The organism is Labrys sp. F242, assembly GCF_057813875.1.
The window spans coordinates 1,834,432-1,849,067 of the sequence record NZ_JBVASG010000001.1 but is presented as its reverse complement, the minus strand read 5'-3'; the positions used below and the strand labels follow the sequence as shown (position 1 = coordinate 1,849,067).

Genomic DNA, 14,636 nt, shown 5'->3' with positions numbered 1-14,636 from the left:
TTGCCTGTCGCGCATCGCCGACGGGCGAGATCTCAATAAGTGATCTGGCCCGTAACCTTGCCCCACAGGTCGTTCCAGTCGACCTTGGGGGTTTCGTCGATATTGGTCTTCCAATAGGCCTCGACATCGGCCTGCGTGATCAGGACGCCGGTGCCGTAGAATTCGCGATGGTCCTTGGGCTCCTTGGAGGGAGAGAACGCACCGGTGGCGGCATGATAGCCGAGGGAAAGAGCTATGCCGCCGATCCAATAGGGGTTCCAGTCGACGGTGGCGGCCATCTCCTTGTTGCGGATTGCCGTGACCGCATCCTTGGTGCCGTCGATGCCGGTGACGAGAACCTTGCCGGCAAGGCCTTCGGCGCGCAGCGCCTCAAGGGCGCCGACCGCCATGCCGTCATTGGCGGCCCATATGCCCTTGATCTTGTCGCCAAAGCGCGTGATCCAGGCGGCCACCACGTTGTTGGCCTTGGTGGAGTCCCAGTCAGCATCCTGGAAATCGAGCAATTCCACCTTGCCGTTGGCCTTGATGGCATTCATCAGGCCCTGCTTGCGCTGAATGGCCGGCGCGTTGGAGGCAATGCCGCCAAGAGCGACGATGCCGCCCTCGCCGCCGAAACTGTCGAACAGGGCCTTGGCTGTCTGCTCACCGGCCGGCACGCCATTGAACGACATGTGGGCGACATAGTTATCACCGAAATCCCAGGGGTGAAGGTCGTCCGGCTTGTTCCAAACTGTTACGACATGGCCTCCAGCCTTGGCGACGGCCTCCACGATCGGTCTGGCATCGGGAACATCGTTGGGATCGACACCAAGCACCAGCTTGTTGCCGACCTTGGCCAGCATGGCCTTGATGTCGGCTATTCCCTTTTCGCTGTTGCCTTCCGTCACCAGGGCCGCATAGGGCGCACTCACCGTATCCGCATAGGCTTTCGACCCCTTGTCCCAGGCGACATGAAAGGCATTCGACAGCGAACGGATCGAGCTGGCGAACTGAAGGTCGGACGCCGCGAATGCACGCCTCGCCCCGGCAGGCAGCAACAGCGATCCGGCCGCAAGGGCCGAACCGATCAGGAAGCGGCGGCGTTCGATCAAGGCCGCCTCAATGAAATCATGGCCAGAAGCCATCGGACAGTTCCTCCTCGGATCTCGTTGTTCGAGAGGCGGCTTTTCATGCTTATGGTTCATTCCGCCTTTCTTTAATTAAATTGATGAATTTAAGTGAGTCAAGTGTGTTTCTTCCCTGGACGATGCAAAGGCCCGTCTATCGGATTTCGCTGGAATTGGGATAGGGTACCGCCGAACAACCGCCGGGACTTGCCATGAATAGAGCCGTCACGACCTATCGCCGCGCTTCGGACATGGCCTGCAACGAGGTGCCCGACGGCTATGTCGTCTACGATCCCCGACGCGAGGAAGTGCACTATCTCAATCTGACCGCCGCGGCGGTGTTCGAACTGTGCGACGGCGAAGCCACGAGCGCCTCGATCGCGCAATCGCTGCAGGTCGTTTTCGGCTTGGAACACGCCCCTGGCGACGATGTCGATGGCTGTTTGAAAGCCCTGGTGGCGCAGGGGCTGATCACGCCGGTTGCGCATCCCTCACCGGCGACGTGAGTGATCAAAGCGGCTTTCTCGGCGCAGAAGACCTTGACGAAGCCCCCTACTCTGCTAGACCGCGCATATTCGCACGCGACCTCATTGCAGCGGCGCGAATATGCGGAAGGGTGGCCGAGTGGTTTAAGGCAACGGTCTTGAAAACCGTCGTAGGCGCAAGTCTACCGTGGGTTCGAATCCCACCCCTTCCGCCAGTTCTCTTGTCTATGGTTTGATATTCCAGTGCCGGCGGCCGTGGCCGACCGCCGACACAACGGCTCTTACTTCACCGTGATGGCGAGACCGGTGATATCGGCGTTGACCTGGAGGCCCACCTGTCTCCCCGACAGTTCAAGTCGGGCGCCCTTGCCGTTGGTCATGACGATCACCTGGGCACCTTTGCCGATCGCACCGCCGCCGCCTGCCGCGCCGTAGACCCCCGTCGCGTCCCGGACGCGCTGAATATTGCGCACTCTGCCTTGGAAATAGGTCTTGGAAGCTCCGAAAGCGAGGCCGCCCGAGATGCCGCCGACGGAGATGGGATAGCGCCGACCATGGAAGGTCAACGTACCCTCGCCTCCAGAGCCACCCACGAAGAAGGCAGCCTTGTAGACGTAAAAGCGGATCGTACCGCTGTCGGCATGGGCGGAGCCGGCGAGGCCGACTCCTGCCGTTGCCACAGCCGCTGCCACGATCGTACGAAATCTGGACGAAATATTCATGATGCAAGTCTCTCAAGATCGCCGGTTGCCCGGCCAGAAGGGCACGTTAGCGTCGCGTCAAAGCTACAGCTAAACACTCTGGCCCGTCGTTAGTTCCAGGCATGCGACCTCGTCCCGGCTGTGAACGGGCCGGCGCCATACCAAGGTATGGATTGTTGGGAGGCGAGCGGGTCCGTACGATCAGGATGCTTCTTTGGAAATGGAAGCTTGGAGGCCCGGGTCTTTAATCAGACAGCCCCCCAGCCCTAAGCCGGGCCTCCTGTTTTCCCATTCGACCTAGAGTTGCGGTGGCGCGTTTACCCCTCTGGCCTGCAGACCGGAGGGGTTTTTGCGTCTGAGGCGTTCGCAGGTGCCCCTATCGACAGACGCGCCGCGTCGCCCATACCGGCCGGCCATGCTTGAAGGTCTTCGTCTTCACGACCTTGCAGACGGGACGATGATGGTGGCGATCAAAACCCGGATGCCGCCAATCATGCCGAGGGGCAGCCGAAGCAGCAAGACTTGTCCCGCCAAGTGCCGCAATGGAAAGGACGACGGCGCAAATAAGCTTCTTCATAATGGTCTCCTGGAAAAGCCGCCCCAGCTATGCGGGCATAATTAGCGAGACAAAAATGAACGGTGTCTGAAAAATGATATTGCCAATCGCGGTATGATGGACGCTGTGGAATGATGGTTAATGGGCGCACCGATGAAACACCCCGCCTCTATCTTGCCCGCCCACCCGTTGATTTGACGATAGGGTCGCCACAGCGTTCTGCTGGGTTGCACCCCTGCGATATCAGCCATGTCAATAATGCTGCCCCGCCGCAATCTTCCCCTGCCTGCTGAGATAGATGATCTGGGCTGTCAGGCCGATGACGAGAATGACGAGCAGGCTGGCCTGGGCCCCAAGGAGGAGTGGTGATTTCAAGTCGGTGACGAAAGGATGGCCGTCTGGAACACGACGCAGGGTCTCGGTAACGGTTGGCACCATCAACAGGAATACGGTCAGGCTCAGGCAGACCGTCTCGATCAATCTCCCGGCACGTCCCAACCATTGAAGTCGCCCAACGCCATAACCCGCGACCAGCAATATGATGGTTGTCGCACCGATGATGTAGCTCACCGGCTGATGTGCGACGAGGAATGCCGTTGCCGCGCCGATCAGCATCGAGACGAAATAAACGATGCCGGCTGTCGACCTGGGCACGATTCGTCCGTAGCGAACGAACATGTACAGGGCCAGTGGAATGGCGGGCAAGCTGCCGAGCGTATGGACCCAGCCAATGGGAGAAATTCCAAACATTTCAGTCTCCTTTGAAATTCAAATACTAACTTCCAACTAGTAGGTAGTTTCGACAAACCCTGCAGGCTCAAGGATCTGATCCAGATTGCGGGAGGGCGCTCAGCCCGCCCGCGAGGCGAGACGCTCGAGGAGCGGGCCTGTCACGACACCAAATATCTTCGGATCTCCATAGGCCCGCGCCGAGAGCATCGCGCCGTGAACCGTTGCCATGAATATTTCGGCCTCGGCACGAGGGGTACTCGTTAGCCGCAGTTGGCCCTGCCGCGCGCCGCGCTCCAGCACGGATTCCAGCCAATTGGAGAGGGAACGGAAATGCGCCCGGACCTCCAGGCCAACTTCCTCGGGCAGGACCGGGAGTTGGCTTGCCAGCAGCGCACAGACACAGAACGGAGCGCTGGCGTCCGCGATGCAGGCTTCCCAATAGCCGGTGTAGGAGCGAAGCTGTTCGAGCGGATCGGATGCGTGAGTTTCGAGATTTGCCATCCCCGTGTCGGCTTCTTGCCGATAGCGAGCAACCAGCGTTCGGACCAAATCGACCTTGCTTGGGAAATGGTGGTGGATGCTTGCCTTGCGAATCCCGACCACGACCGCGATATCGGCATAGCTGAAACCGTTGTAGCCACCAGCGACGATCAGTGACCGTGCGCATGCCAGGATCTCGTCAGAGGTGGTCGACAAATTGCTCATGAGACCTATCTACCTTCTGGTAGGATGGTCGTCAAGTCCCCCAGGCCGGGCCGCAACGGGGCCGGCGCGAATTCAACGGGCCGGCGAGGAAGAAATACCTGCTTCCATGGGGCGCTAGAGACGTTTGATCTGCTCGATTAGGTCGATGCGGCGCGCCGGGTCGGCAAAGCCGAGAAGGAGCGTGGAGGCACCTGTCCGGAAAGCGGCATCGAGATCCTCGTCCTGAAGTTCTCCCGCGATCCAGAACGAGACGCAGCCCCGGAAGCTGAAGGCAAGCTGGTCCGCGAGCATCGCCTGGGCGATCCCCTTCAGCTCAACTGCCACGCCGGCGAAGTCCCCCAATGCCAACGACCAGAGCTCCCGCGAGTTTTGCCGGACCGGACCGGGCTCGGAATTGGCGATGCCAAGTGATCCCACCACCGCCTTGTGGACATCCGGCTTTTCCAGCAAGAGCGCGACGCTGATCCGTCCCATCGTCAACACATGGTCGATCGCATCGCCGCCGGGGGCTTCATCGCGAAACTGCGCCGCCATCCGCTGGATCAGGCGAGCCGAAAGCGCTTGCATGATCGAATTCTTGCTGCCGAAGTGATTGAACGGCGTGGCGAAACCGACGCCAGCCTCCTCCGCCAGAGCCCGCATCGAAAAGTCCGCTGTCTCTCCTCTCTCGAGCAGGCGCTCGGCCGCGTCGAGCACGACCTCGCGGGCAAGCTGCCGGTTTCTTTCCCTTAGAGGCTGCCGTTTTGTTTCCGCCATGGTCGATTCAGTTCCTTGTTTTCCATGTCTCTTGAAAATTTATATCATGATATATAATTAAGGTCACGATATAAGTAGGCGAGTCGAACGGCACGCCGCGAAAGGAGTTGGCATGAGCATCATCAAGACCTTCATGATTACCGGCGTCAGTTCGGGACTGGGCAAGGCCTTTGCCGAAGGCGCGCTCTCGGCGGGACACCGTGTGATCGGCACGGTTCGCAATGCGGACGCGGCAGGCGCGTTCGAGGCACTCGCACCTGGCCGCTCGCATGCCGTGCTTCTCGATGTGACGAATTTTGAGGCCGTTCCGAACGCTATCGCCCAGGCGGAGAGCGAGGTCGGCCCTATCGATGTTCTCGTCAACAACGCCGGCTACGGCCACGAGGGCATCCTGGAGGAATCGTCTCTGGACGACATGCGCCGCCAGTTCGATGCCAACGTGTTCGGTGCAGTCGCGATGATCAAGGCGGTGCTGCCGGGCATGCGCGCGCGGCGCTCCGGCCACATCGTCAACGTCACCTCAATGGGCGGTTTCATCACCATGCCGGGCATCACCTATTACTGCGGCAGCAAGTTTGCTCTCGAAGGCATTTCAGAAGCTCTCGGCAAGGAAGTGAAGCCGCTTGGCATCCATGTGACGGCGTTGGCACCGGGGCAGTTCCGGACCGACTGGGCCGGACGTTCGATGGTGCGTGCCGAGCGCAGCCTGGCCGACTACGACGCGGTCATGGATCCGATCCGTGCCGCCCGGCAGGCAAAAAACGGCAACCAGCCCGGTGATCCCGCCAAGGCGGCGCAGGCACTCCTCAAGCTGGTCTCGGCCAAGAATCCGCCGGTGCGGCTCTATCTCGGGGGCGACGCACTCAAGCTCGTCCAGGACAAGATCGAAACGATGAAGACGGAGATGGCTGTCTGGGAGGAGGTCTCCCGCTCGACGGATTTCGCCCAGTAAGTTGACTGGAGATTCTGTTGTTGGGCCGGCGGGGAATTTCACCCCGCTCGGCGCCAGCCTGCTTTCCTGCCAGATACCAGGCCGTGAACCCATAAATTTGGGGACGGCGAGTTTGTGAGAGCGGTCCGTTCTTTCTACTCCGGTACGATTCGGATTTCGGATAGTGTAGCCGGATGGACGTTCTGGATTGGTTTGCCCGCTGGTATGAAGCCCAGTGTGACGGAGATTGGGAGCACGGGTTCGGCCCCTCGATCAGCACCCTTGATAATCCGGGCTGGTCGCTGGAGATCAACCTTGCAGGCACGGACTGCGACGGCCGGACGCTTGATCGGATCGCGCACAACTATGAGCATGAAACCGATTGGTGGACGTGCTGGACGGAGGGCAACGTGTTTCACGGCACTGGCGGCCCCTCCACCTTCGGTCGCTCCTCGAGACATTCCGAGACTGGGCAACGAACATCAATTAGCTGCGGACAGGCTCTTCCATGTTGCAGCAAATTCTGATTCACACTCGGGATGAGCCGACATGACCTTACCGACTTTGAATGGCGCTTGATCGAGCTGCTGTTGACCAAGGGCCGCTAAGGGGCCGCGCGTTGACGGCAGGCGTGTGCTGAGCGGTTTCTTTTGGGCATTGGGTCCGGTGCGGCATGGTGTGACTTGCCGGATCGTTACAGCCCCCGAACCACCTGCAACAACCGCTTCATCCGATGCCGCACAGCAGGGGCATTGCACATGGCGGGGGAAAACGGCGCGTGAATCAACATGTTGAAGGCTCTCGCACTTGCGGATTGGATCCGTAAGCGCGGGGTTGATCCGGCCTGATGGACACGTCGCCTGGTTCGGGCGTAACGTGTCTCCCGGACGGAAATCTACAGACATCTTCGGGTCTATCCTCCCCCTCGCCCGTCCGACGATCCGAGAAAATCTGTTTCGAATAATGAAACCATTCAGCATTCATTCATATGACGTAACGGAATATAAGACCTGTCAAATCCGACTGGAGATTTTGCATGAAAAAAATTCTTCTCGCGACTCTCATTGCCGTCGGCGCGCTGTCTGCCAGCGTTGCTCCGTCGTCAGCCCTTGCTCCGATTCATTTGGGTACTCCCGCCGCAACACAAGTCGACCAGATCGGCTGGCATGGCTGGGGCAAGCATGGCTGGCGCCGGCACCACGACAATGGCCTGCATCGCGGCTGGGGTCGTGGTCGTCATGAAGGCTGGCGCCGACATGGCGGAAGGCACGGGCATGACGGATGGCGCAGGCATGGTGGCCGGCATCATCGCTGGTGATAGTCCGCCCTCGGCGCCGCTATGCGGGTTGAACCGATCCGGCGCATGAATGATCCGGGATGCAGCACGCACACCCGCTAAGCTTCCTGACACAAAAAAGCCCGACGCTCCATGCGCCGGGCGAGTTCTATTGGGGTACTATCGTCAGCCGACCTCTCCTACGGTAGTGGCCGTTGACTGGCGCGAGTGTGTCGACCGCCTGTGACTTCAGCGTGATTCCGAGATGCCTCTACGGCATATCCGCGAATTTGGTTCTATCATACCACCCTGTAGAAAGTCGTCTCACCGATGCGGGCACTTTGCTCGGTGATTTCGCCCACGGCCTGCCCCTGCAGCAACCAGATCAGCCCCATCGCGTCATAACGCGCAAGCGGCGCGGTCGGATGCAGGCCGAACAGATCGCTGGCGCTCCAGCCGAGTTCGGCCACCTGGTCGCCCCAATCGGTCAGGAATTCCATCGCATCATGCTTGGCCTGTTCCCAGCGTTTGGGGTCGGCAACCGGGTTAGTTTTCTGGAGCCTGGCCAATTCTTCAGCAAAGGGGCCCGAATAGGTTTGGGCAATGGCGAGCGCTGCAGGCATGTTCGAACTCCGTCTTGAGGTAGACGGATTCACGGCCCAAACAGTGTAGATTCGGTTGCTTCCCTTGCCATTGGCCGCGCAAATCCTCAGGAGGCCACGTGGACCGGCGCCTCCCGGTCATGCCGTTTTGGCTTCAGACCCGTCTCTAACCCGGGGCAAAGCCGGGCCAATAATGCCCATCCGGTGTCGGGCGCTTGCCGAAGATGGCCTGACCGACGCGAACCACGTCTGCCCCCTCCTCGATCGCAGCTTCAAAATCCCCCGACATGCCCATCGAGAGTTCGGTCAAGGCCGCATTGCGCTTCACTGCCCGATCGCGCAGGGTACGCAGCAGACGAAAACAGGGGCGCACGCGCGCCATGTCGTCGCTGAAAAGAGCCAATGTCATCAGCCCACGGGGGCGCAAGCGCGGAAAGTCGCCGAGCCGATCGACGAAATCGAACAGGGCGTCGGGATGCAGGCCGAACTTGCTGTCCTCTCCCGACGTGTTGACCTGGACGTAGACGTCGAGGAAGCGATCCTCGATGGTCAGGCGCCTGTCCAGCATCTCGGCGACCCTCAGGCTGTCCAGAGCGTGAAACTCCCGGGCGAAGCGGGCGAGATATTTCACCTTGTTGGTCTGCAGATGCCCCACGATGCTCCAGGCGATCGGCAAGTCGGCGAGGGCGTCGCGCTTGCTCTGTGCCTCCTGGATCTTGTTCTCGCCGAAGTCGTGGATTCCTGCTGCGAAGGCGAGCCGTAGAACCGGAGCAGGCACGGTCTTGGTGATGGGAAGAAGCCGCACCGCGGCCGGTTCCCGGCCGGCGCGCAGGCTGGCCGCTGCGATCCTGCGTTCCACGTCGGCGAGATTGGCGGCAAAGCTCGCCTTTGGATCGGGCCCGAAGCGGGCGATGTCCTTTTCGTCGAGGCCAGCCGTCTCGGCGGTGTCGACAACCCGCTCGCGATCGGCGGCAGTTTCCAGATATTGTTCATTCATGGCGGTGCCGTTCATCCATAGGAGCGCCCAGTCTCATATCGAGGCACCGTTCAGGTGGGATCGAGGGGAATGAGCGAGGCGATCCGGCGATCAGCGGGATTGGGGCTGTCGGCGAGTGCGCGCGCGACACCGGCGCGATCGGCAGCCGGCCGGTTCTGGCTCAGCTTGCGCTTGCCTTCCAGGCGCCGGACCGTCAGGCGCACGCCGACGATGCCACGCAACTGCGCTTCCACGAATGCCGGTGGCGCATCGCTGACCTGCCAGGGCTTGGACATCGTCCCCTCATGCAGGTTGGTGATGCGGGTGACGGCCTCGAGCAGGCGCCGGGGATCATCGAAGAACTCGACCGGCCCATAGGCATGGATCGCTTCGTAATTCCAGGTTGGTACGACCTTGTGGTGCTCCTGCTTGGCGGCATACCAGTTGGGCGAGACATAGGCGTCCGCGCCCATGAAGATAGCCATGGCGTCGCCGATCGGCTCGGCCTGCCAGTGCGGATTGGCCCGAGCTAGATGGCCATAGAGGGTGCCATGCTCTCCCTCGGCGGGGTCGAAGAACAGAGGCAAGGGCGTGCCGATCGGGCCGGCTGCCGTTGCGGTCACCAGGGTACTCAGGCGCGTATCCCGCATCAGGCGATGGAGGATGGCAGGATCGTCTTCGCGGAAGGCGGGCGGAACATACATTGTGAGGGCTCGTGAAAACTCGACTTGGTTTCCTGTCAGGATAGGGCCAAACTGGCTTAACAAGAACGTCCAGTTTGGATAATTTTAGCTAGGCCAGTTATGATGACGCGGAACGGGTGGACGCAAGGTCCCGGGGCCAGGCAGATCTATGAGGTGCTTCGGGCCCAGATCCTGGCAGGGGCTTATGGGGATGATGGCGCCTTGCCCTCCTCGCGCGCCCTGGCATCCGAACTCGGTGTGGCGCGAGCGACCGTCACCTCGGCCTATGAGCAGTTGTCGGCGGAAGGTTTCATCCACAGCCGGCAGGGCGCCAGGCCGAAGGTGGCCGCGGTTCTCGACCGCACGCCGCCGGCGTCGCCCCTGCTGACGGGTCCGGCTCCCCTGCCCCTTTCGTGCTATGGCGAGCGCCTCGCCCTTCAGCCGGTCTCCCTCGCGCCCGCGGTAAGGCCGGGCATCGATTTTCGTTATGGCGATCTTGCTGCGTCGGACTTTCCCACGCCGATCTGGCGGCGCGCCATTCTGGGCGTGCTGGCGCAGAGGCAGGATCGCCTTTCCTATGGCCACCCGGCTGGTTCTCATCGGCTTCGGCGTGCCCTCCAGGGTTATCTCTGGCGGGCACGCACGCTGCGCTGCGAAGCCGAGCAAATCATCATCGTCAACGGTTCCCAGCAGGGATTGGATCTTTGTGCCCGCCTGCTGCTCGACCCCGGCCAAGGCGTGGTCGTCGAGAACCCTTGCTATCCGATGGCGAGGGATATTTTTGCCGCGGCCGGCGGCAAGGTCACACCGGTTGCGGCCGATCAGGATGGGCTGGACACGTCGCGGCTTGCCCACGTCGAGGCGCGGCTCGCCTATGTCACGCCTTCCCATCAATTTCCTCTCGGCAGCGTACTGTCGATAGCAAGGCGTCACCGCCTGCTCGCATGGGCCGGGACACGCGAGGCCTATCTGATCGAGGACGATTACGACAGCGAATATCGCTATGATATCAATCCTGTGCCGCCGCTGTACGGCCTGGGCAATGGCCAGAACGTTCTCTATCTCGGCACGGTTTCGAAGACCCTGTCGCCCACCTTGCGGATCGGCTATCTGGTGGTCCCTTCCAATCTGGCCGCCATTTTCACGCGCGCCAAGCAGATCATGGACAGGCACAGCCCGGCCTTGGAGCAGGAGGCTCTCGCCACTCTCCTGGAAAACGGCGCCTATGAACGTCATATCCGCCGCATTCGCCGGCGCATGGCCGAGCGCCGCAATACCCTGCTCGAGGGATTGCGATATCGTTTCGGCGACAGGCTCGCCGTCGGGGGAGCAAAGGCGGGCCTTCACATCATCGCATGGTTCCGTCATATTCCGGCGGCGCTGGAGACGGAACTGATCCGGAAAGCCACCCAGGCCGGGCTAGGTCTCCATCCTCTGTCGCCGCTCTATGCCGCGGGCAGCTCGACGAAACCGGATCGGGCCGGCCTGGTGATGGGCTATGGCAGCCTGGATATGCGCCAGATCAAGCGGGGCGTCGAGTTGCTGGCCGATTGCGTGGCCGAGGTCGAGAGTGGCGGTTGAATCTGCCCCGCCTCCGCCCCTTTCCCAATCGGAATGGAGCAGCGGCATCTCATTGGAATATTGAAGGAAGAGATTTCGATGGCGCAGAATATTTACGACCGCCCGGCGTTTTTCGACGGCTACAGCCAATTGCCTCGCTCGGTCCACGGTTTGGAAGGAGCCCCGGAATGGCCGGACATTCGGGCCTTGATTCCCGATCTCGGCGGCAAGCGCGTGCTCGATCTCGGCTGCGGGTTCGGCTGGTTCAGCCGATGGGCTGTGGAACATGGGGCAGCAAGCACGCTTGGCTTCGACCTGTCCGAGAAAATGCTCGCACGGGCCCGGGACATGACGACGAGTTCCAAGGCGGACTATCGGATTGCCGATCTCGAAACGCTCGAACTGCCGACGGCCGGTTTCGATTTCGCCTATAGCTCGCTCGCTTTCCACTATGTCGCTGATTTCGAGCGCCTGGCCAGGGTTGTTCATGACAGCTTGCGGCCGGGCTCCGGCTTCGTCTTCTCCATTGAGCACCCGATCTATATGGCTCCGAGCAATCCGGGTTGGCAGAACGACAAGGAGGGGCGGAGGATTTGGCCTGTCGATCGCTATTCCGTGGAGGGCGAGCGCACCACCGACTGGCTGGCCAAGGGCGTCGTTAAATACCATCGGACCCTGGGTACGACCCTGAACAGCTTGATCGATGTCGGCTTCGTGATCAGGCGCGTGGAGGAATGGAGCCCGACGGAAGAACAACTGGCGCAGCACTCCGCGCTTGCGGAAGAGCGGGATCGGCCGATGATGGTGATCATATCCGCCTGGCGCTGAGCAGGTTCCAAACCTTGCTCGACCTCTTCACGAGCGGCTCACGCCTCGATGCTATCACGCGGTTGCAAAAAGCGACGAACCGAAAGCCAAGGAGCAGGTGAGATGACACGACAGCCCGAATCCAGAACGACATCCGGCCGCGGCCGCCTTTTCGAGAGCATCCTGGAGACGGTGGGCGATACACCCGTCATCAAGATCAACAACCTCGCTCCCGCCAATGCCACGATCTACGTCAAGGCGGAGTTCTTCAACCCGGCCGCCTCGGTGAAGGACAGGCTGGCGCTCAGCATCATCGAGCATGGCGAACGCACCGGCGCGCTCAAGCCGGGCATGACCGTGGTCGAGGCGACCAGCGGCAATACCGGCATCGGCCTTGCCATGGTGTGTGCGCAGAAAGGCTATCCGCTGGTCGTCACCATGGCGGACAGTTTCTCGATCGAGCGCCGCAAGCTCATGCGCATGCTCGGCGCCAAGGTGGTGCTGACGCCGCGCGCCCAGAAGGGTTTCGGCATGTATTGCAAGGCGGTGGAACTGGCCGAGGCGAATGGCTGGTTCCTGGCCCATCAGTTCGAAACCGAGGCCAATGCCGCCATTCACGAGGCGACCACCGCGCGCGAAATCATCAATGATTTCGCCGGCAAGCGGCTCGACGTCTTCGTCACCGGCTACGGAACGGGTGGCACGGCGGTTGGTGTTGGACGGGTCCTGCGCCGCGAACGCCCCGACACCCGTATCGTGCTGTGCGAACCCGCCAATGCCCAGTTGGTCGGCAGTGGCCAGAAACAGGAGCGGACGGCGGATGGCTCGCCGGCTGTCGGCCATTCGGCCTTTGAACCGCATCCGATCCAGGGCTGGACGCCGGACTTCATTCCCAAGGTGCTGCAGGAAGCGATCGACAATAATCTCTACGACGAACTCGTTCCCATAGCCGGTGCCGAGGGTGTGAAATGGGCCAAGGCTTTGGCCCAGAAGGAAGGCATCTTTGTCGGTATTTCGGCTGGCGCCACCTTCGCGGTTGCCCGTCAGATCGCCGAGACGGCGCCTGCCGGCTCCGTCATCCTATGCATGCTGCCGGATACGGGTGAGCGCTATATGACCACGCCTTTGTTCGATGGCATCGAGGCGGAGATGGACGCCGAGGAGATCGCGCTGTCGAAGTCGACGCCGGGCTACCAGTTTCCGCCCGAATAAGCTCGAGTGCAGAGCTGCTCCTGGGATCGCAGGCTTCCAGCCCGCATTTTCCTCTCCTACAAGTGGAGCGTTTCCAAGAACAGGCTGGAAGCCTGCGATCCCAGGAAACGCTCCCTGTCGTACAGTCTGTTACCCGACTACGCGCCGAGCACCGATTTCACCGCCTTGGCTGCTGCCGACACCACGATGTCAGCTTCCTCGCGGGTGAGGCAAAGTGGGGGAGCAAAGCCCATGATGTCGCCCTGCGGCATGGCCCGGCCGATCACGCCATTCTCCAGCATGGCGGCAACCACGCGGGGCCCGACCTTTTCGGAGACGTCGAAGAAGGCGCGGTCGTCGCGATCCCGGACGAGTTCGACGGCTGCCATCAATCCCTCGCCGCGCACTTCGCCGACATGGACGTGCGCACCGAGCGCATCCGTCAGCGCCTGCTTGAAATAGGCGCCGACACTGCCGGCATTGGCGACCAGATCGAGTTCGTCGACGAGTTCGAGATTGGCCACGCCCGCAGCCGCGCAGAGCGGATGGGAAGAATAGGTCCAGCCATGCCCGATGGCGCCGAACTCGTCCGAGCCCTTTTCGAGGATGCGCCAGACCTTTTCGGACACGATCACGCCGGAGAGCGGCGCATAGGCCGAGGTCAGCCCCTTGGCGATGGTGATCAGGTCGGGCTTGATGCCGTAATGATCCGAGCCGAACATCGAACCGAGCCGCCCGAATCCGGTGATGACCTCGTCGGCAATCAAGAGAATGTCGTATTTGGTGAGAACGGCCTGGATCTTCTCCCAATAGGTCCGGGGCGGCGGCACGATGCCCCCCGTGCCGAGCACGGGTTCGCCGATGAAGGCGGCAATCGTATCAGGCCCCTCGGCCTGGATGAGTTCCTCGAGCTTGGCGGCGCAATGATCGGCGAATTGCTCCTCGGTCTGCGAACGATCTTCCCGGCGGAAATAATACGGGGCCTCGGTGTGCAGGACAGGCGGCTTGGGCAGGTCGAACAGATTGTGGAAGGCGGCAAGGCCGGTGAGGCTGCCGGACATCAGGCCGGAACCATGGTAGCCGCGCCAGCGCGAGATGATCTTCTTCTTCTCGGGGCGGCCCAGCACATTGTTTATGTACCAGACCAGCTTGATGTTGGTCTCGTTGGCGTCCGAACCCGACAGGCCGAAAAAGACCCGGCTCATCCCTTCCGGCGCCCGGTCGATGATCATCTTGGCCAGGGTGATCGAGGGCTGGGAGCCATGCCCGACATAGGCATGGTAATAGGGCAACTGCGCTGCCTGTTCGGCGATCGCCTCGGCGATCTTGGTACGGCCATAGCCAACATTGACGCAGTAAAGCCCGGCGAAGGCGTCGAGACTGCTCTTGCCATTGCGATCGGTGATGTAGACCCCCTCCGCGCCGGTGATGATGCGGTTGGGCGTCTCGCCGCGGGCATGCTGGGCCATATGGGTCGAGGGATGGAAGAAGTGATCGCGATCCCAGGCGGTGAGTTCATTGTCGGAAACGGCGCGGTCGAGCATGTCGGCTCCTTTCAGGCGAGGTCGA

At 61.4% G+C, this 14,636-nt stretch carries 16 protein-coding genes, 1 tRNA gene and 1 pseudogene; 9 read left to right on the top strand and 9 right to left on the bottom strand.

Annotated elements, in window-relative coordinates:
• Positions 1-32: 32 nt before the first annotated feature.
• The gene (locus ACZYTC_RS08675; protein WP_488989339.1) at positions 33-1,124 is read right to left on the bottom strand and encodes a sugar ABC transporter substrate-binding protein; all 1,092 of its coding nucleotides are present in this window, start codon (positions 1,122-1,124) and stop codon (positions 33-35) included.
• 194 nt (positions 1,125-1,318) lie between these two features.
• Between ACZYTC_RS08675 and ACZYTC_RS08670 the strand changes: the two genes are divergently transcribed.
• Positions 1,319-1,612: a PqqD family protein gene (locus tag ACZYTC_RS08670; protein WP_488989338.1), complete on the top strand. Its 294-nt coding sequence runs from the start codon at positions 1,319-1,321 to the stop codon at positions 1,610-1,612.
• A gap of 104 nt (positions 1,613-1,716) precedes the next feature.
• A tRNA-Ser gene (locus tag ACZYTC_RS08665) sits at positions 1,717-1,806 on the top strand.
• A gap of 66 nt (positions 1,807-1,872) precedes the next feature.
• Here the strand turns inward: ACZYTC_RS08665 and ACZYTC_RS08660 are convergent.
• The 4 genes from ACZYTC_RS08660 to ACZYTC_RS08645 form a co-directional block, all read right to left on the bottom strand.
• Positions 1,873-2,313 carry a lipid-binding SYLF domain-containing protein gene (locus ACZYTC_RS08660; protein WP_434956476.1) on the bottom strand — a complete coding sequence of 147 codons (441 nt, stop codon included), beginning with the start codon at positions 2,311-2,313 and terminating at the stop codon, positions 1,873-1,875.
• A 787-nt stretch (positions 2,314-3,100) separates the two neighbouring features.
• A complete protein-coding gene (locus ACZYTC_RS08655) occupies positions 3,101-3,598 on the bottom strand; it encodes a hypothetical protein (protein ID WP_434956477.1) in 498 nt (165 codons plus the stop codon).
• 99 nt (positions 3,599-3,697) lie between these two features.
• Positions 3,698-4,285, bottom strand: coding sequence for a TetR/AcrR family transcriptional regulator (locus ACZYTC_RS08650; protein WP_488989337.1), 588 nt, complete (start codon positions 4,283-4,285; stop codon positions 3,698-3,700).
• A gap of 114 nt (positions 4,286-4,399) precedes the next feature.
• Positions 4,400-5,041: a TetR/AcrR family transcriptional regulator gene (locus ACZYTC_RS08645; protein ID WP_488989336.1), complete on the bottom strand. Its 642-nt coding sequence runs from the start codon at positions 5,039-5,041 to the stop codon at positions 4,400-4,402.
• A gap of 112 nt (positions 5,042-5,153) precedes the next feature.
• Here ACZYTC_RS08645 and ACZYTC_RS08640 point away from each other — a divergent pair, with 112 nt between their 5' ends.
• The 4 genes and pseudogenes from ACZYTC_RS08640 (at position 5,154) to ACZYTC_RS08625 (ending at position 7,339) form a co-directional block, all read left to right on the top strand.
• Positions 5,154-5,993 carry an oxidoreductase gene (locus tag ACZYTC_RS08640; protein WP_434956480.1) on the top strand — a complete coding sequence of 280 codons (840 nt, stop codon included), beginning with the start codon at positions 5,154-5,156 and terminating at the stop codon, positions 5,991-5,993.
• Positions 5,994-6,166: 173 nt separating this feature from the next.
• Positions 6,167-6,499, top strand: coding sequence for an Imm53 family immunity protein (locus tag ACZYTC_RS08635; RefSeq protein WP_488989335.1), 333 nt, complete (start codon positions 6,167-6,169; stop codon positions 6,497-6,499).
• 12 nt (positions 6,500-6,511) lie between these two features.
• A pseudogene (locus ACZYTC_RS08630) lies at positions 6,512-6,721 on the top strand (transposase); the annotation flags it as partial.
• Positions 6,722-7,138: 417 nt separating this feature from the next.
• Positions 7,139-7,339, top strand: coding sequence for a hypothetical protein (locus ACZYTC_RS08625; RefSeq protein ID WP_434956482.1), 201 nt, complete (start codon positions 7,139-7,141; stop codon positions 7,337-7,339).
• Positions 7,340-7,547: 208 nt separating this feature from the next.
• On the opposite strand, the gene ACZYTC_RS08620 is transcribed toward ACZYTC_RS08625, so the two are convergent.
• From ACZYTC_RS08620 to ACZYTC_RS08610, 3 genes are all read right to left on the bottom strand, one after another.
• Complete coding sequence (locus ACZYTC_RS08620) at positions 7,548-7,871, bottom strand: hypothetical protein (protein ID WP_434956483.1); 324 nt, start codon at positions 7,869-7,871, stop codon at positions 7,548-7,550.
• A 145-nt stretch (positions 7,872-8,016) separates the two neighbouring features.
• A complete protein-coding gene (locus tag ACZYTC_RS08615; protein ID WP_488989334.1) occupies positions 8,017-8,847 on the bottom strand; it encodes a YggS family pyridoxal phosphate-dependent enzyme in 831 nt (276 codons plus the stop codon).
• A 50-nt stretch (positions 8,848-8,897) separates the two neighbouring features.
• Positions 8,898-9,530: an FMN-binding negative transcriptional regulator gene (locus ACZYTC_RS08610; RefSeq protein WP_434956485.1), complete on the bottom strand. Its 633-nt coding sequence runs from the start codon at positions 9,528-9,530 to the stop codon at positions 8,898-8,900.
• A 99-nt stretch (positions 9,531-9,629) separates the two neighbouring features.
• On the opposite strand from ACZYTC_RS08610, the gene pdxR reads away from it, so the two are divergent.
• The 3 genes from pdxR (at position 9,630) to ACZYTC_RS08595 (ending at position 13,088) form a co-directional block, all read left to right on the top strand.
• Entirely contained in the window at positions 9,630-11,090 is a 1,461-nt protein-coding gene (gene pdxR / locus ACZYTC_RS08605; RefSeq protein ID WP_488989333.1) for a MocR-like pyridoxine biosynthesis transcription factor PdxR, read from the top strand.
• A 78-nt stretch (positions 11,091-11,168) separates the two neighbouring features.
• Positions 11,169-11,897 carry a class I SAM-dependent methyltransferase gene (locus ACZYTC_RS08600; RefSeq protein WP_434956487.1) on the top strand — a complete coding sequence of 243 codons (729 nt, stop codon included), beginning with the start codon at positions 11,169-11,171 and terminating at the stop codon, positions 11,895-11,897.
• A gap of 102 nt (positions 11,898-11,999) precedes the next feature.
• Positions 12,000-13,088 (top strand): PLP-dependent cysteine synthase family protein, encoded by a 1,089-nt coding sequence (locus tag ACZYTC_RS08595; protein WP_488989332.1) that lies wholly within the window; start codon positions 12,000-12,002, stop codon positions 13,086-13,088.
• 137 nt (positions 13,089-13,225) lie between these two features.
• Here ACZYTC_RS08595 and ACZYTC_RS08590 read toward each other — a convergent pair whose 3' ends face one another.
• Entirely contained in the window at positions 13,226-14,611 is a 1,386-nt protein-coding gene (locus ACZYTC_RS08590) for an aspartate aminotransferase family protein (protein WP_488989331.1), read from the bottom strand.
• Positions 14,612-14,636 lie beyond the last annotated feature (25 nt).